General features: G+C 60.5%; 21 protein-coding genes and 2 pseudogenes. 13 read left to right on the forward strand and 10 right to left on the reverse strand.

Annotated features, from left to right (window positions below; genetic code table 11):
* Positions 1-123 precede the first annotated feature (123 nt).
* The gene (locus AB7M26_RS08885) at positions 124-717 is read right to left on the reverse strand and encodes a DUF2796 domain-containing protein (protein WP_123498494.1); all 594 of its coding nucleotides are present in this window, start codon (positions 715-717) and stop codon (positions 124-126) included.
* 135 nt (positions 718-852) lie between these two features.
* On the opposite strand from AB7M26_RS08885, the gene AB7M26_RS08890 reads away from it, so the two are divergent.
* Positions 853-1,200, forward strand: a complete 348-nt coding sequence (locus tag AB7M26_RS08890) for a hypothetical protein (protein ID WP_123498496.1) — start codon at positions 853-855, stop codon at positions 1,198-1,200.
* A gap of 29 nt (positions 1,201-1,229) precedes the next feature.
* On the opposite strand, the gene trxA is transcribed toward AB7M26_RS08890, so the two are convergent.
* From trxA to AB7M26_RS08905, 3 genes are all read right to left on the reverse strand, one after another.
* Positions 1,230-2,102 carry a thioredoxin gene (trxA, locus tag AB7M26_RS08895; protein ID WP_123498498.1) on the reverse strand — a complete coding sequence of 291 codons (873 nt, stop codon included), beginning with the start codon at positions 2,100-2,102 and terminating at the stop codon, positions 1,230-1,232.
* Positions 2,103-2,295: 193 nt separating this feature from the next.
* The gene (locus AB7M26_RS08900) at positions 2,296-2,952 is read right to left on the reverse strand and encodes a class I SAM-dependent methyltransferase (RefSeq protein WP_123498500.1); all 657 of its coding nucleotides are present in this window, start codon (positions 2,950-2,952) and stop codon (positions 2,296-2,298) included.
* Complete coding sequence (locus AB7M26_RS08905; RefSeq protein ID WP_123498502.1) at positions 2,949-3,413, reverse strand: YbaY family lipoprotein; 465 nt, start codon at positions 3,411-3,413, stop codon at positions 2,949-2,951. Before AB7M26_RS08905 ends, AB7M26_RS08900 begins: the two co-directional genes overlap by 4 nt.
* Positions 3,414-3,530: 117 nt before the next feature.
* On the opposite strand from AB7M26_RS08905, the gene nrdR reads away from it, so the two are divergent.
* The 12 genes from nrdR to AB7M26_RS08965 all read left to right on the forward strand — a co-directional run bounded on the left by nrdR (position 3,531) and on the right by AB7M26_RS08965 (position 12,509).
* The gene (nrdR, locus tag AB7M26_RS08910; protein ID WP_007906838.1) at positions 3,531-3,995 is read left to right on the forward strand and encodes a transcriptional regulator NrdR; all 465 of its coding nucleotides are present in this window, start codon (positions 3,531-3,533) and stop codon (positions 3,993-3,995) included.
* Positions 3,992-5,125 (forward strand): bifunctional diaminohydroxyphosphoribosylaminopyrimidine deaminase/5-amino-6-(5-phosphoribosylamino)uracil reductase RibD, encoded by a 1,134-nt coding sequence (gene ribD / locus AB7M26_RS08915; protein WP_123498506.1) that lies wholly within the window; start codon positions 3,992-3,994, stop codon positions 5,123-5,125. The genes nrdR and ribD overlap by 4 nt, the downstream gene beginning before the upstream one ends.
* A gap of 47 nt (positions 5,126-5,172) precedes the next feature.
* A complete protein-coding gene (locus AB7M26_RS08920; RefSeq protein WP_123498508.1) occupies positions 5,173-5,850 on the forward strand; it encodes a riboflavin synthase in 678 nt (225 codons plus the stop codon).
* A gap of 31 nt (positions 5,851-5,881) precedes the next feature.
* Complete coding sequence (gene ribBA / locus AB7M26_RS08925) at positions 5,882-6,973, forward strand: bifunctional 3,4-dihydroxy-2-butanone-4-phosphate synthase/GTP cyclohydrolase II (RefSeq protein ID WP_007906834.1); 1,092 nt, start codon at positions 5,882-5,884, stop codon at positions 6,971-6,973.
* A 91-nt stretch (positions 6,974-7,064) separates the two neighbouring features.
* Positions 7,065-7,541 carry a 6,7-dimethyl-8-ribityllumazine synthase gene (gene ribH / locus AB7M26_RS08930; RefSeq protein WP_003228649.1) on the forward strand — a complete coding sequence of 159 codons (477 nt, stop codon included), beginning with the start codon at positions 7,065-7,067 and terminating at the stop codon, positions 7,539-7,541.
* Positions 7,538-8,038: a transcription antitermination factor NusB gene (gene nusB, locus AB7M26_RS08935; RefSeq protein WP_007906833.1), complete on the forward strand. Its 501-nt coding sequence runs from the start codon at positions 7,538-7,540 to the stop codon at positions 8,036-8,038. The genes ribH and nusB overlap by 4 nt, the downstream gene beginning before the upstream one ends.
* 177 nt (positions 8,039-8,215) lie before the next feature.
* A complete protein-coding gene (gene thiL, locus AB7M26_RS08940; protein ID WP_123498510.1) occupies positions 8,216-9,181 on the forward strand; it encodes a thiamine-phosphate kinase in 966 nt (321 codons plus the stop codon).
* Positions 9,178-9,681 (forward strand): phosphatidylglycerophosphatase A family protein, encoded by a 504-nt coding sequence (locus AB7M26_RS08945; protein ID WP_008073949.1) that lies wholly within the window; start codon positions 9,178-9,180, stop codon positions 9,679-9,681. Before thiL ends, AB7M26_RS08945 begins: the two co-directional genes overlap by 4 nt.
* A 47-nt stretch (positions 9,682-9,728) precedes the next feature.
* Positions 9,729-10,442 carry a substrate-binding periplasmic protein gene (locus AB7M26_RS08950; protein ID WP_185022182.1) on the forward strand — a complete coding sequence of 238 codons (714 nt, stop codon included), beginning with the start codon at positions 9,729-9,731 and terminating at the stop codon, positions 10,440-10,442.
* Between the two features lie 233 nt (positions 10,443-10,675).
* Positions 10,676-11,293 (forward strand): GTP cyclohydrolase II, encoded by a 618-nt coding sequence (gene ribA / locus AB7M26_RS08955; protein ID WP_007906827.1) that lies wholly within the window; start codon positions 10,676-10,678, stop codon positions 11,291-11,293.
* Complete coding sequence (locus AB7M26_RS08960; RefSeq protein ID WP_123498512.1) at positions 11,290-11,709, forward strand: MFS transporter; 420 nt, start codon at positions 11,290-11,292, stop codon at positions 11,707-11,709. Before ribA ends, AB7M26_RS08960 begins: the two co-directional genes overlap by 4 nt.
* Positions 11,709-12,509: a cobalamin-binding protein gene (locus AB7M26_RS08965; protein WP_123498514.1), complete on the forward strand. Its 801-nt coding sequence runs from the start codon at positions 11,709-11,711 to the stop codon at positions 12,507-12,509. The genes AB7M26_RS08960 and AB7M26_RS08965 overlap by 1 nt, the downstream gene beginning before the upstream one ends.
* A 153-nt stretch (positions 12,510-12,662) precedes the next feature.
* On the opposite strand, the pseudogene AB7M26_RS08970 reads toward AB7M26_RS08965, so the two are convergent.
* The 6 genes and pseudogenes from AB7M26_RS08970 to AB7M26_RS08995 form a co-directional block, all read right to left on the reverse strand.
* Positions 12,663-14,545 (reverse strand): annotated as a pseudogene (locus tag AB7M26_RS08970) (TonB-dependent receptor domain-containing protein).
* Between the two features lie 159 nt (positions 14,546-14,704).
* On the reverse strand, positions 14,705-16,603 hold the full coding sequence (dxs, locus tag AB7M26_RS08975; protein ID WP_123498518.1) for a 1-deoxy-D-xylulose-5-phosphate synthase: 1,899 nt from the start codon (positions 16,601-16,603) through the stop codon (positions 14,705-14,707).
* A gap of 91 nt (positions 16,604-16,694) precedes the next feature.
* Entirely contained in the window at positions 16,695-17,582 is an 888-nt protein-coding gene (gene ispA, locus AB7M26_RS08980; RefSeq protein WP_123498520.1) for a (2E,6E)-farnesyl diphosphate synthase, read from the reverse strand.
* Positions 17,579-17,821, reverse strand: a complete 243-nt coding sequence (locus AB7M26_RS08985; protein WP_007894317.1) for an exodeoxyribonuclease VII small subunit — start codon at positions 17,819-17,821, stop codon at positions 17,579-17,581. The genes ispA and AB7M26_RS08985 overlap by 4 nt, the downstream gene beginning before the upstream one ends.
* Positions 17,822-18,096: 275 nt before the next feature.
* Positions 18,097-18,225 (reverse strand): annotated as a pseudogene (locus AB7M26_RS08990) (DUF4172 domain-containing protein); the annotation flags it as partial.
* 570 nt (positions 18,226-18,795) lie between these two features.
* The gene (locus AB7M26_RS08995) at positions 18,796-19,542 is read right to left on the reverse strand and encodes a S24 family peptidase (protein ID WP_429375181.1); all 747 of its coding nucleotides are present in this window, start codon (positions 19,540-19,542) and stop codon (positions 18,796-18,798) included.
* Positions 19,543-19,742 lie beyond the last annotated feature (200 nt).

The raw sequence follows: 19,742 nt of genomic DNA on the forward strand, positions 1-19,742 counted from the left end.
CAGGTTGGTGGTGAACCCTGTGGGAGCGGGCTTGCTCGCGAAAGCGGTATTTCAGTCACATCATTGCTATATGTGCTGCCGCCTTCGCGAGCAAGCCCGCTCTCACATTGGATTGGTGTCGGATCAGAATTTCAGGGCGGCAGCCTTGGCTGTTACTTCAACCCCTTGCTGCCCGCTCGGGCTGATCAGTTGTACCTGAATCTTCTGGGTGGCCGGGAATGTGTTGAAGATATTCGCCAGGTCCAGGGTCTTCAGCGCGCCCGGGGCCGAGCAGCTGAATTGGTAATGGGCATGGATTTCGCTGTGGTCATGGTGATGCTCATGACCATCCTTGGCGTCTTCTTCGTCATGGTCATCGGCATCCGGCTTGTCACCGAACAGCGGGCTTTCCAGTTCCTGAGTCGCGACCACGCAACCGGCGGCTTTTGGCAGATTGAACAGCACCAGCGGTTTTTCCAGCTGCGCGCGGACGGCGGCGACTTTGGCCTTGTCGGCGTCGGTGGTAGCGGCGTGTTCGAAACCCACCAGGTTCATCGCCGGGCTTTCCAGCTCCAGCTCCAGGGTCTGGCCATCCAGCGCCGCATTCAGGCGACCGACGCCATGTTCGTGGGCGCTGAGGCTGCCATGTTCATCATGATCGTGATCATGCTCGACCGCTGCATGGGCGACAGCCAGCGGCAACAAGGCAAACGGCAAAGCGAGCAGCAGACGGCGCATGACGGATCTCCGGAAAGTAAAATGAAAAGTTTGTTATGTAATCTTATAACGAAAGTGCGGAGAGTTTGACCGTCTGCTTGGCGTTGCGCAAGACCCATGGGAGCATGCGAGTCAGGTATGGGCAGGAGCAGACTTATGTTGCGAATACGCGGAAGCATCGGCGACTGGCCGGTGGATTTGACACTGGAGCTCGATGAAGGCGACTGGGCGCAGCTCGGTGCGCAGTTGCAGGCAGCAAAACCCGAGGCCAGTGTTGCGCCCGCCAAACCGGTGAATCAGGACGATGCGCTGTGGCAGATCGCCCAAGAGTTACTACGCAAGGCCGGACAATTGAGCGGGCCGGATTTGCTGGAGCAACTGGAAGGGTTGACGGGCAGCGCAGCGGCGGGCAAGCGCTTGTTGGTGCGCTTGCGCCACTGTGCAGACGTCAAAGTGGTGAGCGGCGGAGATACGCCGCTGTACAGCTGGCATAAGCCAGCGTAGGAGCTGCCGAAGGCTGCGATCTTTTGACGTTAATAGAGAGCAGCGAACAACTTGCGACGGTACGTGGTCACCAGCGGGTGATCGTTGCCCAGCAATTCGAACACTTGCAGCAAGGTCTTGTGCGGCAAGCCTTCGCTGTAGCTGCGATTGCGGATGAACAGTTTCAGCAGGGCATCCAGCGCCGCGTCGTATTGCTGACGGGCCAGTTGCTGGATCGCCAGTTGATAGACGGCCTCATCGTCCAGCGGATTTTTCGCCAGACGCGCTTTCAGGTCTGCCGCATCCGGCAAATCCCTGGCCTGACCGAGGAACTGGATCTGCGCCTTGGCGCCGGCCAGGGCAGCCTTGTGCTCATCGGTCTTGATCGAGTCGAGCACGATTTGCGCTTCACCCAGTTCGCCGCGCTCAGTCAGGCAGCGGGCGTAGAGGATCAGCGCCCTGGCGTTAGTGTTGTCTTCAGCCAGCAGTACTTTGAGGGTGGCTTCGGCGTCGGCGTAACGGCCGTCATCGAACAGCGCCTGAGCCTGCTCGAACGGGTCGGCTGCAGCGGGCGGCGGCATTTGCACGTGGGGTTCGAGCATGGTGCGCACAGCCGATTCCGGTTGTGCACCGGCAAAGCCGTCCACCGGTTGACCATCCTTGAACAGCACCACAGTCGGCAGACTGCGAATGCCGAAGCGCGCAACAATGTCCTGCTCGATGTCGCAATTGACCTTGGCCAGCAGCAACTCGCCCTGATAGCTCTCGGCGATGGTTTGCAACATCGGCATCAAAGCCTTGCACGGCGCACACCATTCGGCCCAGAAATCCACCAGCACCGGTTTGTGAAAAGAGTTCTCGATCACCGACTGGTCGAAATCGGCAGTCGTGGCGTCGAAAATGTACGGCGTTTCCTGACTCATGGGGGATCTCGTAAAAGCGTGGATGTGGTCACTATAAGGCTTGGCGGGGGGTGGCTGAAAGCGGGGGTGACCATTGAGTGATCTGCTGCCTGACGGGACGTCTTCGCGGGCAAGCCTCGCTCCTACAGGGTTGGTGTCGATCTTGAAATCAGTGCGGACCTGTAGGAGCGAGGCTTGCCCGCGAAGCTTTTACCTAGCCACGCCGCGCGTGATAGAGGCTCACATGCCGAAACTCTTCGGGTTCGGCCAGATCCGGCAAGGTCATCGCCTCCAGCATCTCGATGCGCCGATACAACGGATGGCGAAAATCGCGCACCCGCGAATCCGCCACCAACGCTTCCCGGCCACGGCTGAGAAACTCGTCGAGCAACGGCAGGTTTGCCCGGTCGTACAACACGTCGGCCACCAGAATCAGATCAAACCGATCGGCCTCGTTGAAAAAGTCCGTCGAGTAGCTGAGCTGCACGCCATTGAGTTCGGCATTTGCCCGACACGCGGCAATCGCCAACGGATCCAGGTCACAGGCCACCACTTCCAGTGCCCCGGCTTTCACCGCCGCAATCCCGGCGACCCCTGAGCCGGCGCCGAAATCCAGCACCCGTTTACCTTCGACCCATTGCGGGTGCTCGGCGAGATAGCGAGCCACGGCCAGCCCACTGGCCCAGCAGAAACTCCAATACGGCGGTTCGTGAAGAATGCGCCGGGTTTCTTCCGGGCTGAAGGCGCGATCCATATTGTCGCCGTCGATCAGCCAGAGTTTCAGTTCGGTGCCGGGTAACTCACAGGCTACAAGCTGTGCATCGCCAAGCAGTTCACCCAACGCCTGTTGCAGGTCGAGCGGTGCAATCATGGCGCTTTGACGAATTGCAGCTGACCCAATGCCTGGGTGGTTGGCTGTGTGATCATTTGCGCCGGCAGATGCAGAATCAACTGTCCGGACTGGCTGGCGCGGCCACGAAGCTCGACGCGGGCACCGGCCGGAAAGGACTCGGGGTTGAAACGCAGGCGAAACGGCAACACTTGATTGGTACCGATCAGGCTGGAACTGGCGAGCAATAGTTGCGGACGATCCTTTTCGTCGATCACCAGCAACGCCAGTTCGACTTCGGCACCGGCCGGCACGCCCTGCAGAGTGCCGCTCAATTCACGTTGATGCGCCGGCAGCGGACCGAGCTCGGCCGCCGCCTTGGCTTTCTTCTGCGCCTGTTGCGGTGCAGGGCCTGGTGTCGGCGGCTGGGATTTGGGCGCATCGCTGCCACAGGCCACTAGCAGGCTGAAAAGACTGAGCAAAACGAGCGGTCGTAACGGCATTGGCGGCTCCAGCAAATGAAATCCATAGACAGCCAGTCTGTATACCGCAAACCCTATGGCTTGTCTTGCCACGGGGATGCGCTACCATGGCCCTCCCATTTTTTGTTGCCTGCCACCATGCACTGTCCCTTCTGCGGTGCCAACGACACCAAGGTCATCGACTCGCGTCTGGTCGCCGAGGGCGAACAGGTGCGCCGCCGGCGTGAATGCCTGGCCTGCGGCGAACGTTTCACGACGTTCGAAACCGCTGAACTGGTGTTGCCGCGCCTGATCAAAACCGACGGCAGTCGCCAGCCGTTCGACGAAGAAAAACTCCGTGCCGGTATGCAGCGGGCGCTGGAGAAGCGCCCGGTGAGTGTCGAGCGCCTCGAATCGTCGCTGGTGCACATCAAACACAAGCTGCGCGCCACCGGCGAACGCGAGGTCAAATCCCTCGTGGTCGGCGAACTGGTGATGGCCGAGCTGAAGAAGCTTGATGAAGTCGCCTATATCCGCTTCGCTTCGGTGTACCGACGCTTCCAGGACCTCAACGAGTTCCGCGAAGAGATCGATCGCCTCGCCCGTGAGCCGGTGAAAGAATGACCACCTCCCCCGAACAAGCCATCCTCGACGCGCATTACATGGCCCGGGCCCTGGAACTGGCGCGCAAAGGTCATTACACGACGCATCCCAACCCCCGGGTTGGCTGCGTGGTGGTGCGTGACGGGCAGATTGTCGGCGAAGGCTGGCATGTGCGCACCGGTGAGCCCCACGCCGAAGTCCACGCCCTGCGCGCCGCTGGCGACAAGGCGCGAGGCGCCACGGCTTACGTGACCCTCGAACCTTGCAGCCACCACGGCCGTACGCCGCCCTGCGCGGATGCATTGGTGAATGCCGGTGTGGCGCGCGTCGTTGCGGCGATGCAGGACCCGAACCCGGAAGTCGCCGGTCGCGGTCTGCAGCGTCTGGCCGAGGCCGGTATCGCCACCGAAAGCGGCGTGCTGGAAGGCGAGGCGCGTAAGCTCAATCAAGGCTTCCTCAAACGCATGGAACATGGTTTGCCGTTCGTGCGGGTCAAGTTGGCGATGAGCCTCGACGGCCGCACAGCGATGGAAAGCGGCGAGAGCCAGTGGATCACCGGTCCGGCGGCGCGTTCGGTGGTACAGCGTTTGCGCGCCCAGGCCAGCGTGGTACTGACCGGCGCCGACACGGTACTGGCGGACAACGCGCGTTTGACCGTACGTGCCGACGAGTTGGGTCTGGACGCCGAGCAGACCGCGTTGGCCATGAGCCGTCCGCCGCTTCGCGTGCTGATCGACGGTCGCCTGCGGGTGCCGCTGAATGCACCGTTCTTCAAGGCCGGTCCGGCACTGGTCGCCACGTGTGTCGCGGTGGAAGAACAGTACGCCAACGGCCCGGAATGCCTGATCGTACCGGGCGACGATGGCCAGGTCGATCTGCATCGGTTACTGGTCGAACTCGCCAACCGTGGCGTCAATGATGTGCTGGTCGAGGCCGGCCCCCGACTGGCTGGCGCGTTTGCCCAGCTCGGGCTGGTGGATGAGTTTCAGATCTTCATTGCTGGCAAGTTTCTCGGTTCCACGGGACGGCCGTTGCTGGACTGGCCGCTGGCGCAGATGAAAGACGCGCCCGAGCTCAAAATCACCGAAATCCGTGCGGTTGGCGATGACTGGCGAGTCACTGCCATCCCTGTGCCATCGGCGAGCGTATAATTCCCGGCCATTGCTCTAGCGCTGGCTCTGTTCTCGAGGAGGACTCCATGTTTACCGGCATCATCGAATCCATCGGCAGTATTCGTGCATTGACCCCAAAAGGCGGAGATGTGCGGGTTTACGTAGAAACCGGCAAGCTCGACCTGAGCGACGTCAAACTGGGCGACAGCATTGCCGTCAATGGCGTGTGCCTGACGGCGGTTGAATTGCCGGGCAATGGCTTTGCGGCGGACGTCAGTCGCGAAACCCTCGACTGCACCGCCATGAATGATCTCAAAAGCGGCAGCCCGGTGAATCTGGAAAAAGCCCTGACCCCGACCACCCGTCTCGGTGGACATCTGGTCAGTGGTCACGTCGATGGCGTGGGCGAAGTGGTTGCCCGTACCGAAAATGCCCGCGCTGTGGAATTCCGCATCCGCGCGCCGAAAGACCTGGCCAAGTACATCGCCCATAAAGGCTCGATCACCGTCGACGGCACCAGCCTGACCGTGAACGCAGTCGATGGCGCCGAGTTCTTGCTGACCATCATTCCGCACACCCTGAGCGAAACCATCATGGCGTCTTACCAGCCAGGTCGCCGGGTGAATCTTGAAGTTGATTTGCTGGCACGTTATCTGGAGCGCCTGCTTTTAGGCGATAAAGCCGCAGAGTCTGACTCTTCGCAAAGGCCGTCCAGTAACATCACCGAAAGCTTTCTGGCCCAAAACGGCTACCTCAAATCCTGAAGCTCAAATTTCGAAAGAAGGGGGGTGCCTTGTGGCGCTCAATAGCATCGAAGAACTGGTTGAAGACATCCGCCAAGGCAAGATGGTCATCCTCATGGATGACGAAGACCGCGAGAACGAAGGCGACCTGATCATGGCCGCCGAGTGCTGCCAGCCTGAACACATCAACTTCATGGCCAAGCACGCTCGTGGCCTGATCTGCATGCCGATGAGCCGCGAACGCTGCGAACTGCTCAAGCTGCCGTTGATGGCGCCACGCAACGGTTCCGGTTTCGGCACCAAGTTCACCGTGTCCATCGAAGCCGCCGAAGGTGTGACCACCGGTATCTCCGCGGCCGACCGTGCGCGCACCGTGCAAGCCGCTGCTGCCAAAGACGCCAAGGCTGAAGACATCGTCAGCCCCGGCCACATCTTCCCGCTGATGGCCCAGGCCGGCGGTACGCTGGCCCGCGCCGGTCACACTGAAGCTGCCTGCGACCTGGCGCGCATGGCCGGTTTCGAGCCGAGCGGTGTGATCTGCGAAGTGATGAACGATGACGGCACCATGTCCCGTCGCGCCGAACTCGAAGCGTTTGCCGCCGAACACAACATCAAGATCGGCACCATCGCCGACCTGATTCACTACCGGATGATCCACGAACGTACCGTTCAGCGGATTGCCGAGCAGCCGCTGGACAGCGAACTGGGCCAGTTCAACCTGGTGACCTATCGTGATTCGGTAGAAGGCGACGTGCACATGGCCCTGACCCTGGGCACCGTGTGTGCTGAAGAGCCGACGCTGGTCCGGGTTCACAACATGGACCCGCTGCGTGACCTGTTGATGGTCAAACAACCGGGCCGCTGGAGCCTGCGCGCCGCCATGGCTGCGGTTGCCGAGGCTGGCAGTGGCGTGGTGCTGTTGCTCGGTCACCCGCTCGATGGCGACGTATTGCTGGCGCATATCCGCGAAACCGCGGATCACAGCGCAGTGAAAAAACCGACCACCTACAGCATCGTCGGTGCGGGTTCACAGATCCTTCGCGACCTGGGCGTGCGCAAAATGCGCCTGATGAGTGCGCCGATGAAATTTAATGCGATATCCGGTTTCGATCTGGAAGTTGTAGAATACGTGCCCTCCGAATAATGACCGGCAATTTGCGGGCCTGTATTCGCGGTTAACACATCACTGAGGGACGCGTAGAAAACGCGTCCCGGCTCTTTAAGAGATCTAACGAATGACCCTGAAGACCATCGAAGGTACCTTCATCGCCCCTAAAGGCCGCTACGCTTTGGTAGTGGGCCGTTTCAACAGCTTCGTCGTTGAAAGCCTGGTCAGCGGTGCAGTTGATGCCCTGGTTCGCCATGGCGTGAGCGAAAGCGACATCACCATCATCCGTGCGCCTGGCGCCTTCGAAATCCCGCTGGTTGCGCAGAAAGTCGCTCAGAAGGGCGAGTTCGCGGCAATCATCGCCCTGGGCGCAGTCATTCGTGGCGGTACTCCGCACTTCGAATACGTGGCGGGCGAATGCACCAAGGGCCTGGCCCAGGTGTCCATGGAATTCGGCGTACCGGTCGCTTTCGGCGTACTGACCGTTGATTCCATCGAACAAGCCATCGAACGTTCCGGCACCAAGGCCGGTAACAAAGGTGCTGAAGCTGCCCTGTCCGCTCTGGAAATGGTCAGCCTGCTGGCGCAGTTGGAGGCCAAGTGATTAGCGACGAAAGTGATCGTTTCAACCCGCGCGATCCAAAGCCTGCGGATGCCGGCAAGCCATCGAAAAGCGTCAAGCGTCGCGAAGCCCGTCAGCTCGCGACTCAGGCGCTGTACCAATGGCACATGGCCAAGCAGTCGCTGAACGAGATCGAAGCGCAATTTCGGGTCGATAACGATTTCAGCGATGTCGACGGCGCCTACTTCCGTGAAATCCTGCATGGGGTTCCGGCTCAGAAGGACCGGATCGACGCCGCACTGGCGCCATGCCTGGACATCACCATCGAAGAGCTGGACCCGGTTGAACTGGCGGTTCTGCGCCTGTCCACCTGGGAACTGCTCGAGCGCGTTGATGTGCCGTACCGCGTTGTGATCAACGAAGGTATCGAACTGGCCAAGGTCTTCGGTTCCACCGACGGCCACAAGTTCGTCAACGGCGTGCTCGACAAGCTGGCCCCGCGTCTGCGTGAAGCTGAAGTGAAGGCGTTCAAGCGCTGATCGGCGCTTGAAGCAGTGTCCTGTCTCGCCGATGCGTTCCTTTTTTGGCGAGTGGCTGTTGTTGTCAGACAAGGCGCCGCGACGAGTCATAGCTGGCTATGGCGAGGAGCGGCAACGCAGACTGGCGACAACAGACGCCGCTAAAAAAGGAACAGCATTGGTGAGACAGGATACCTGATGGGCGAGTTTGAGCTGATCCGCAATTTCTTCGCCGCCGCGCCTTGTGCGCAGGGCGGCGAAGGCGTTGCTCTGGGGATCGGCGACGACTGCGCCTTGCTGGCTGTTCCCCCCGGGGAGCAGTTGGCGATTTCCACCGACACGCTCGTGGCCGGTGTGCATTTCGCAGACCCCTGTGACCCGTTTCTGCTCGGTCAGCGCTCGCTGGCTGTGGCTGTCAGTGATCTGGCCGCCATGGGCGCCGCTCCCATTGCCTTTACCCTTGCCCTGACCTTGCCGACGGTGACCACCGATTGGCTGGAAGCCTTCGCCCGTGGTTTGAACCTCATGGCGCAAAATTGCGCTGTGGCGCTGGTGGGGGGAGATACCACCCGCGGGCCGTTGAGCCTGACCATGACCGTGTTCGGTCGGGTGCCGGCCGGCCTGGCGTTGACCCGCAGCGGCGCACAGCCGGGCGACTTGCTCTGCGTGGGCGGTGAGTTGGGGAATGGCGCGGGTGCATTGCCGTTGGTGCTCGGTCAGCGAATGGCTGACGCGGCCATCGCTGATCCGTTGCGGGCTCATTACTGGTCGCCACAACCGCAGCTGGGTCTGGGCATGGCGTTGCGCGGCAGAGCCACTGCGGCGCTGGATATCTCCGACGGCCTGCTCGCCGACTGTGGGCATATTGCCCTGGCATCGAAAGTCGGGGTTCAGGTGGAGCGCAGTAAGCTGCCGTTGTCGAAGGCGCTGCTGGCCTTCCTTGGTCAGTCTGGCGCTGAGCAAGCCGCCCTCAGTGGCGGTGACGATTACGTGCTGGCCTTCACCTTGCCGCCCGCCGAGTTGCCATCATTGCTGGCGGACGGCTGGCCGATCCATGTGCTGGGGCAGGTGGTTGCAGGGCAGGGCGTGACATTGCTGGACGCCGACGGACACGACATCACCCCGTCAATCCGGGGTTATCAACATTTTCGGGAGACACCGTGACAGATCATCCCAAACAGGTCCCGGCGGAGTTCGTACCGCCGTCGGTCTGGCGCAACCCTTGGCATTTTCTGGCGTTCGGCTTCGGCTCGGGCACCCTGCCAAAAGCGCCGGGCACCTGGGGTTCGTTAGTGGCGTTACCCTTCATTCCGTTGTGGCAGATGCTGCCCGATTGGGGGTATTGGCTGATGCTCGGCATCACCATGCTGTTCGGCTTCTGGCTGTGCGGCAAGGTCGCCGATGATTTGCGCGTGCACGACCATGAAGGCATCGTCTGGGACGAAATGGTCGGGATGTGGATCACCCTGTGGCTGGTACCGGAAGGCTGGTATTGGTTGCTGGCGGGGTTCCTGATGTTCCGCTTCTTCGACATCCTCAAGCCCTGGCCGATTCACTGGATCGACCGGCATGTGCACGGTGGGGTCGGGATCATGCTCGACGACGTGCTGGCAGGCGTATTTGCGTGGTTGGCGATGCAAGGGCTGGTGTGGTTTTTCGTCTGAGGCGCCAAGTGAGAGAGCCGGGGATAGCGCGACGCGGGTTGCTGCTGATGGTTTTCGCGGTGTTTTGCTCGCTCGCCCGGGCGGAGGATGCACCGACGACGCCCTCCGTGATTCACCTCGCCAGCGAAGCCTGGGAAGACTTTACCGCCGCCGATGGTCAGGGTTTGGGCTGGGAGGTGTTACGCAAAGTCTTCGAGCCGGCGGGCGTAAAACTGGATATTCGAACCGAACCTTATACGCGCGCCATGGGCTTGGCCCAGCGTGGGGAAGTGGACGCTTGTGTCGGTTCTTATCGGGAGGAGGCGAGCGACCTGCTTTATCCACGATGGAATTTCGATACCGACCACATCTACGCCTTGGGCTTGGCCAGCAATCCAGCGCCGACCCTGGATACCTTGGGCCGCTACCGATTGGCCTGGGTACGCGGCTACAAATATCAGGCTTATCTACCCAATGTGCAGCGCTATAACGAAGTCGTGCGGCGGACGGGAATTGCGTCCATGCTGACCCACAATCGCGCCGACTATTACATCGATGCACTGACCGAAGTCGATTACGTCCTTAGCCGAGTCACGGACACGTCGCAGTTTCGCCGCACGCATATCGCGGAATTACCGCTTTACCTGTGCTTCGCCGATACACCTCGGGCTCGCACGTTGATGGCGCTGTTCGATCAGCGCATGGAAGTGCTGGTAAAAAACGGCCAGCTGAAACCGATTTTCGCGAAGTGGAAGCAGCCGTACCCGTTTGACACAGAATAAGTACGGTGAATGTGGGAGCGGGCTTGCTCGCGAAAGCGGTGTGACAGTCACAATGATTTTGAATGTGGAACCGTCTTCGCGAGCAAGCCCGCTCCCACAGGGTTGTTGGCTTGGCCTCTTGATCAAACTTTTTGATCGTTATGCCCCATAATTCAGCCTAAGCGTCTGTAGGAACGTGCTGTTACAATGCCGCCTCTGCGAATCTTCAGTACTTATAGATCAGGAGCACACCGGTGCCTGTCGTTTTTGTCGCCGCTTCCAAGCTGCCAACGCCTTTTGCGCAATTCACGATGCATGGCTTTCTCGACGAAGAGAACGGGCGCGAGCACGTCGTACTGAGCCTGGGTGAGTTTGCCGACGGTGCTCCGGTACTCGGCCGGTTGCACTCCGAATGCCTGACCGGCGATGCCTTGTTCAGCCAGCGTTGCGACTGCGGTTCGCAACTCGAGGCAGCCCTGCAGGCAATCGCCCGTGAAGGCCGTGGCGTGTTGCTCTACTTGCGTCAGGAAGGTCGCGGCATTGGCCTGCTGAACAAGATCCGCGCCTATGAATTGCAGGACGGCGGTGCAGACACCGTTGAAGCCAACGAGCGTCTGGGTTTTGCCGCCGACCAGCGCGACTACGCCATGTGCCTGCCGATGCTGGAGCACCTGGGCGTGAAGTCCCTGCGTCTGATGACCAACAACCCACGCAAGGTCAAAGCCTTGACCGACATGGGCATCGTGGTTGCCGAGCGCGTGCCGTTGCACACTGGGCACAACCCACACAACAAACTCTATCTGGCCACCAAGGCGAGCAAGCTCGACCATATGATGGGCAACGAGCATCAGGGTGAGGTTGACCGGGCGTGACCCGCGGTCAGGTACGGCGGCGACTGTCCGTCAATTGGTGGCAATACCTGGCGCTGGCTTTGGTGCCGCTGTTCGTGGTCAATGGTGTATTCGGCCAGAGCGAGGCGATTTTGCCGGTACTGGCGATGCCATTGTTTATCGCCGGTGTGGCGTCGATGTTTGTCAGCCTGAAGTTCTTTGGCGGTTACAAGCACGCACTGATCGCTACCCAGAAAGCCCTCGACACTCCTGAAGAACCCAGCGCCTGGATTGCCCTGGCCGCGAAACGCCGTGCTGCGTTTCTGGTCGCCGGCCTGCCCGCCTGGATTGGTGCGCTGGCGGTATTCGTCGGTCTTGAAGCCGTTCCATTGGTGCTGCTGGCGCTGTCGACCACGGTGCTGTTCTACCTCTACCGTATCCCGCGTCAACTCGGCTGATGCGCAGCATCTGGCTGGCAGTGTTGCTGCTGGCTGTCAGCGGTTCGGCGGCTGCGGTTGAACGGGTCGTCAGTCTGGCGCCGTCGCTTTCTGAGATCGTCGTGGAGCTGAACTCGGCTGACCTTCTGGTCGGTGTGCTGGATGCCGGCGAACGTCCCGCTGAGCTCAAAGACATTCCTTCCGTTGGCAACTACGGCCAGTTGGACATGGAACGACTGCTCAGCCTCAAGCCCGATCTATTGCTGTTGTGGCCGGGCAGTGTGGGGCCGGCCCAGCGTGAGCAGCTCAAACGGCTGAACATTCCCACCTATGTCGCCGAACCCCACAACCTCGAACAACTTACCGCCCAGATTGAAGTGATCGCTACGCAGCTCGGAAGACCGGAGCGTGGCGTTTCATTGGCCGAAAATCTGCGTCAACGACTCGATTCCCTGCGCCAGCGTTATCGGAGGGATGAACCGTTACGGGTGTTTTACCAACTCTGGGACCGGCCCTTGTACACCGTGGGCGGCGGGCAGATCATCAGCGATGCTCTAGCGGTGTGCGGGGCGCGCAATGTGTTTGCCGACCTGACGCAGCCTGCACCGCAGGTCAGTGTGGAGGCGGTGTTGCAGCGCAATCCCGAGGTGATTCTGGCCAGTGATCAGGCGCAGCTCGATGCGTGGAAGAGCTGGCCTCAGGTAACGGCGGTGGCGCGGGGGCAATTGCTGCTGGTGACGGACAAAGGCCTGGAGCGGCCGAGTGGGCAGATGATCGAAGCGACTGCCAAGTTGTGCCAGCTAATCGCGCCGGACCTCTAACCTGTGGCGAGGGAGCTTGCTCCCGTTGGGCTGCGAAGCGGCCCCAAAATCTGCCGACGAGTTCTTTTCAGGTGGACCGAGTCAGCTTGGATTGCGGCTGCTACGCAACCGAGCGGGAGCAAGCTCCCTCGCCACAGTGATCGGGTGATGGCTTCAAATATCCGGCGTCCAGGTCACCCCGAACATCCATGCCCGGCCTTCCTCGCGATACCCATACTGACTGCCATCATGGCTGTACAACGCCCGGCGTAGCCCTTGTCCAGCAGGTTATCGACCTTCAATTCCAGCTTGATCTCGCGATTCAGCGCCCAACTGCTGCGCAACCCCAACAACGCATACCCGCCTAACGGCTGCTGGTTGTTCTCGTCGTCATAACTGCTGCTCACCGCTTGCCAACTGGCACCGAGGCCGAGTCGGTCGAACTGCCGATCCAGGTCCAGGCTCAACGTCCGCCGTGCACGACGGGCGAGGGTGTGGCCGCTGTCGCGATCCCGCGGGTCGATGATTGCCAGGCCAAGGTTGCTCTGCCAGCCGAACAGCTCTTGTTTCAAGGCCGCTTCAAAACCGTTGATCCGCGCCGAGGCGACGTTCGCCGGGCGGTTGTTGCTGCCGAAAATAATCGCGTCTTGCAGATCGGTGCGGTACAGCGAAGCTTCCAGGCGACTGCTCTGCGTCAGCTGACTGCGCCATTGCAGCTCATAACTTTTCGAGGTCTCGGGTTTCAGGTCCGGGTTGCTGAAGTCCGGGTAGTACAGGTCGTTGAAGGTCGGCGCGCGGAAGCCTTCGCTGTAGGTCAACAGCACATCGTTGTCCGGGTTCAGCGGCAGCGTGAACGTGCCACTCCAGCTGTTCTGGCCGCCGAACTGCTGGTTCTGGTCGCGACGCAGGCCCAGTTCGGTAGAGAAACTGTCGGCCTGATAGCGATGCTGGATAAACGCTGCACGGTTCCAGCGGCTGTCTTCGTCGAACGCTGTGCTGCTGTTGATTCGGTCTTCGTACCAGTCGCCTCCGAGGATCAGGCTGTTGCGCTCATCCAGGGTCAGGTCGTTCTGCCAGTTCACCGAATCGCGGTAAGTGTTGAACACGCTGCGCTCGTCGCTGAGCTTGTCGAGCGTCTTCTCACGGTTTTCGCTATGGCCGAATTCGACGCGGGTTTTCCAGGCGTCGTTGATGCGCGCATCGACGTAACTGCTGACGCTGCTCACAGCGAACTCGCTGTAGGGCTGCTGCTGGACCGATTCAAAGGTGTTCATATCGAAGCGGCCGAACGGATTGTCGAATGCGCTTTTGCCCTGGTTATCCAGCAGATTGGCGCCGACTTCGATGTCATCGGTGAGGGCGTGACTCAGGCTTAAGCTGACCGACTTATTGCGGTATTCATCGTGATCGCCATCACTGGGCCAAGACTGGTGGGTGCGATTGATGCCTGCGGTTTCATCGAGGCTGGCGCCGAGATTGAAGTGTGTCTGCCCATCGCCGCCAGACAATCCAAGGCTGCGCTCCCAGGTCTGATTGCTGCCAACCCCCACGTGCATGCGGGGTTGCAAGCCCTGTTCGCCACCACGGCGGGTGAAGATCTGGATCACCCCGCCGATCGCATCGCTGCCGTAAATCACTGAACGCGAACCACGCAGCACTTCCACTCGCTCGACCTGTTCGATGTTGATGTGTTGCAGGTTGCTGTCGCCGGAGGTCGAGTTGCCGATGCGTTGGCCGTCGACCAGCACCAGACTTTGCGCCGACTTGGTACCACGAATGTAGACCCCCGGCAGACTGCCGCGCCCGCCGGTTTGCCCGACCTGTGCACCCGGTACCCGGCGCAGCAGGTCAGTGACACTGCTGGGCTGCAGACGGTCGATGTCGTCGCGGGTGAACACGGTGTTGGCGGCGCTGCTGTCGTTGCGCGCTTCGACCTGACGGTTGGCGCTGATCAGCACGTCGGGCAGTTTCAGGGCTTGGTCGCGTTCGAAGGTGTCGGCCAAGAGTTGGCCGGCCGGCAGGAGGGCCAGCGCCAGGGCAAAAGGGGAGAGTTTCATGGATGATCCGTTGGCGCTTTAAAGTGAACACATTCTTGAGGCTGCACAAAACTCTGTGGGAGCGGGCTTGCCCGCGATGACGGAGTGTCAGTCCATGAATAAGTCGACTGTCATTCCGCTATCGCGGGCAAGCCCGCTCCCACAGGTTTTGTATATGTCTTAGAGGTTCAGCAGTTGCAGGCGCTGACGCACCGCTTCTTCGATCCCTGCCTCATCCAGTCCGCATTCGGCCAGCATTTGCGCAGGCTTGGCGTGCTCGACGTAGATGTCCGGCAAGCCCAGGTGCAGCACCGACTTGAGGATGTTTTCGCGGGCGAGGAACTCACTGACCGCGCCACCGGCACCGCCCATGATGGCGTTCTCTTCGATGGTCACCAGCAGTTCGTGACTGCCAGCGATTTCGCGAACCAGTGCTTCGTCGAGCGGCTTGACGAAACGCATGTCGACCACGGTCGCATCCAGCTTCTCGGCGACTTTCAGTGCCTCGGCCAGTTGCACGCCGAACACCAGCAGGGCGACTTTGTTGCCCTGACGGCGGACGACACCCTTGCCGATTTCAATCGGTTCGAGGTCTTTCGCGATCGGCGCATTCGGGCCGGTGCCGCGCGGATAACGCACCGCCGCCGGGCCGTCGTACAGGTGGCCGGTGCTGAGCATTTTTCGCAGTTCGTTTTCGTCGCTCGGGGTCATCACCAGCATGCCGGGGATGCAACGCAGGAACGACAGGTCGAAGCTACCCGCGTGCGTCGGGCCGTCTTCGCCCACCAGACCAGCACGGTCGATGGCGAACAGCACGTCGAGGTTTTGCACCGCCACATCATGCACAAGCTGGTCGTAAGCGCGTTGCAGGAAGGTCGAATAGATCGCCACCACCGGTTTTGCGCCTTCGCAGGCCATACCGGCGGCGAGGGTCACGGCGTGTTGCTCGGCAATCGCGACGTCGAAATAACGCTCCGGGAAGCGCTCGCTGAACGCCACCAGGTCGGAGCCTTCCTTCATCGCCGGGGTAATCCCGACCAGGCGCGGATCGACCGCGGCCATGTCGCACAGCCATTCACCGAACACACCGGAATACTTCGGCCCGCCGGCTTTCTTCGGCGGGTTGGCCGGGGCGTCCAGGGGTTCGAGTTTGGTGATGGCGTGGTAACCGATCGGGTCGACTTCCGCCGGAGCGAAGCCTTTGCCTTTTTTGGTGACCACGTGCAGGAATTGCGGGCCTTTCAGATCGCGCATGTTGCGCAGGGTGGCGATCAGGGTCGGCAGGTCGTGGCCATCGATCGGGCCGATGTAATTCCAGCCCAGCTCTTCGAACAGCGTGCCGGGAACCAGCATGCCTTTGGCGTATTCTTCGGTACGACGGGCGATTTCCCAGGCGCCGGGCAGGCGGGACAGGACCTTTTTGCTGCCTTCGCGCATGCTCGCGTAAGTGCGGCTGGAAAGGATTTTCGCCAGATAGTTCGACAGCCCGCCGACGTTGCGCGAAATCGACATGTCGTTGTCGTTGAGGATCACCAGCATGTTGGCGTCCACTTCCGGCGCGTGGTTCAGCGCCTCGAAGGCCATGCCGGCGGTCAGTGCGCCGTCGCCGATCACCGCGATCGCCTTGCGATCACTGTGTTGCAGGCGGGCAGCAATCGCCATGCCCAGCGCTGCGCTGATCGAGGTGCTGGAGTGGCCGACGCCAAAGGTGTCGTACTCGCTCTCGGAACGACGCGGGAAGGCGGCAACGCCGTCCTTCTGGCGCAGGGTGCTCATGCGCTCGCGACGGCCGGTGAGGATTTTGTGCGGGTAGGCCTGATGACCCACGTCCCACACCAACCGGTCATCCGGGGTGTCGAAGACGTAATGCAACGCGATGGTCAGCTCGATGACACCCAGGCCGGCACCGAAATGCCCACCGGTCTGACCGACCGTGTAGAGCAATTCCAGGCGCAACTCATCAGCCAGGGTTTCCAGCTCGGCTTCGCCTAACCGGCGCAAGCCGTCCGGCGTGTTGGCACGGTCGAGCAGGGGCGTGGTCGGGCGCTTGCGGGGAATCTCATGAAACGTCGTGGGCATCAGGCGAATCGTTATAGGTATAAAAGATGCGGCAGTTTACCTGATGCATCGCCCCCTGCCCACGCGTTGGTTTTTTTTGGCGGATACGCCGTCAGCTGCGGCGATCGACGATGTACCGGGCCAGATCGCGCAATGGCTCAGCCGCCGCGTCAAACGGTCGCAGCGCGTGCAGGGCCTGATCGCGCAGTTCCAAGGCGTAGGCCTTGGCCGCGTCGAGACCGAGCAGTGCCGGATAGGTCGGCTTGTCCCTAGCGATATCGGCGCCTTGGCGTTTGCCGAGGGTTTCGGTGTCACTTTCAACGTCGAGAATGTCGTCCTGGACCTGAAATGCCAGGCCAATGGCCTGTGCATAACTCTGCAGGGACTTCAGTTCGTCCTTCGCGGCATGACCGCTGGCCAGGGCGCCGAGCTTGACGCTGACTTCGATCAGCGCGCCGGTCTTGTGCCGGTGCATGTATTCAAGGGCTTTTTGATCGAGCTTCAGACCCACCGAGCCCAGATCGATGGCTTGCCCGCCGACCATGCCCGCCGGGCCCGCCGCCAACGCCAGGGCGCTGACCATCTGCAGACGGGTTTCGGCGTCGCAACTGTTCAGGCGCGGGTCGAGCAGGGCGCTGAAGGCCAGGCTCTGCAAACCGTCACCGGCGAGGATTGCGCAGGCTTCATCGAATTTTTTATGCGTAGTTGGCTGGCCGCGACGCAGATCGTCGTCGTCCATGGCCGGCAAATCATCGTGCACCAGCGAATAGGCGTGGATCAGTTCAACCGCACAGGCCGCGCCGTTGGCTTGCTCGGCCTTGCCGCCCAACGCCTCACACGCGGCGTAGGCCAGCAATGGACGCACGCGCTTGCCGCCGTTCATCACGCTGTAGCGCATGGCTTCGTAGAGGCGTGCGAGCTCGGGGGTCGGCGGGTTGAACAGGGTTTCCAGTGCCGCGTTGACGCGAGCCTGGCTGGTGGCCGAATACGCCGCAATCATTCTGGCTGATCCGCGTCGAAGGGTTCCTCGGCCAGCTCACCATCACGCTCAAGCAGCACTTGAACCTTCTGCTCGGCCTGAGCCAATGCCGCCTGGCAATCGCGAGTCAGCCCGATGCCCTGCTCAAAAGCGGTCAGCGAGTCTTCCAGCGACAATTCGCCGTTCTCCAGACGCTCCACCAGCGTTTGCAGGTCAGCGAGGGATTGTTCGAAATCCAGTGCAGCTTTTTTGCGGGCCATGGCGGCTATTTCCGGTTGACGTTAAACCGGCGCGACACTAGCAGACATAGGGGTTATGGGCAAATGAGCGGGGCCTTTGACACCACAGTTTCCGGGTGAAAACACACCCTGTGGCGAGGGAGCTTGCTCCCGCTGGGGCGCGGAGCGGCCCCTAAACCAGACACCGCGTTTCTTCAGGTGTACCGAATCCAGCAATTTGCGACTGCTTCGCAGCCGAACGGGGCGATGCGGCGTTCCGACAAGCCCCCCTCGTCACGGGACTGTATCGATCATGATTAATCTGTTGAGTCATCGGGATAGCTGATTTGATATCGAGTACTGCGCCCGCCGCCGGGCAGGCGTTTCAGGCAGCCCTTCTCCAGCAGTTCGGCCAGATGACGGGTTGCGGTGGCTTTGGAAACCTGGAATGAGTGAGCCGATTAAAAATGCTATTCGGCTCATATAGTGAGCCGAATATGACGCCTATTCGGCTCACCGTCCAGTTGTCGGACAGCGTGTCGCCTCACGTGCGGCTGCGACTGAATCGCGCAACATGTGGGTTGGCCGCAGTTCAATGCGGTCAAAGTGAATTCAGGATTATTTTTTAGACATTAAAAAGCCGGCTTGTGGCCGGCTTCTCGGGGGACTGGCTTGGTTTATTTTTGGTAAACCGCGCCAGCCTTCAAAACGTACACCCGGATCTTGCGTCCGGCTGTGGGACTTGGCGAGAAAGTCATCTGCCTTGTCGGTGCGATCTGAGCCTGAAGAAGGGTCGATGCGCAAATGTGGGGCGCAGCATACTGATTTTTTTGAGGAATTCCCAGCGGGAAGTGCCGGGTAGAGCGATGGGGTATTTGTTGGCAGGAGAGTTTCTGTAGGACCGGGCAGTTGGGTTTCGGGTTGATTGCCAGAATCGCAGCCTTCGGCAGCTCCTACAGGGGTCTGCATTTTCCTATCCCCCCGAGGAGCTGCCGCAGGCTGCGATCTTTTAACGCTTACAGGAAGGGCACCGACGGCCGGCGTTTGTTGAGCGTCGACCACCAGAATACCCACCCCAATACCCTGATGTTTTGCTTGTCGATCTGCTCGGCACTGAAGATCTCGTCGGGATACTCGGCTTTGTTATAGCTGCGCAATCGCAACGCATTCCCCGGCATCCGGTGCAGGTATTTGATGCGCAGCATCCCGTCATGCTCGATCGCATAAATTTCCCCATCAATAACCTGAGTCAGCCCACGGTCGATCGCAAGCGTCGAGCCATCTTCAATCTTTTCGCCCATGCTGTTGCCGATCATATGGGTACAGATAGCGTCAGCGTGCTTAATTTCCAGGGAGTCCAGGTGGCTGCGAGGCAGGCGGATGGATTGGCTGGGGTCTTTGACGACGTGAGTTTTGTTGGAGCCCGGGGCGGTGGCTGTTTCTTTATAGAAGGGCAATTCGACGTCGATGGGCTCGATCACCGTGTAGATGCCGCGGATGGCCTGGGCGTCGAAGGTGTTGCCGGACTCGTCGAGTACGCGCAGGCGTGAGGACTCTTTCGGGCCTTCGCCGGTTTTCAGCCAGTCGCTGTTTACAGACAGTAGTCTGGCGACCTCTTCCATGCGGTAGGCGGGCACACCTCGGGTGTACCAGTTGTGGATATTTTGCGCTTCCGTGTCGAAGAAAGCGGCAAATCCAGTGGTTGTGATTTTCGCTGCTTCAAGGAGTGCTTTAAACCGTGGGCCGCTAGTGTTCTTTTTCATAAACACGAGTCTACTGGCGCAGGACGGGGGTTTGAATAAACGATCCGTTCAAATTTCGAGGGAAATTTAAGACTGGATGTAAGGCGCTTTTAGTGGAAATTAAACGAGAAAAAACCAATGCACCCAAGCGTTAAGCGACCGGTTTAAAAGAGGCTTTGCAAGCGCGCACAAAAAACCCCGGATCAACCGGGGTTCTTCTT

The organism is Pseudomonas sp. F-14 TE3482 (assembly GCF_053629455.1).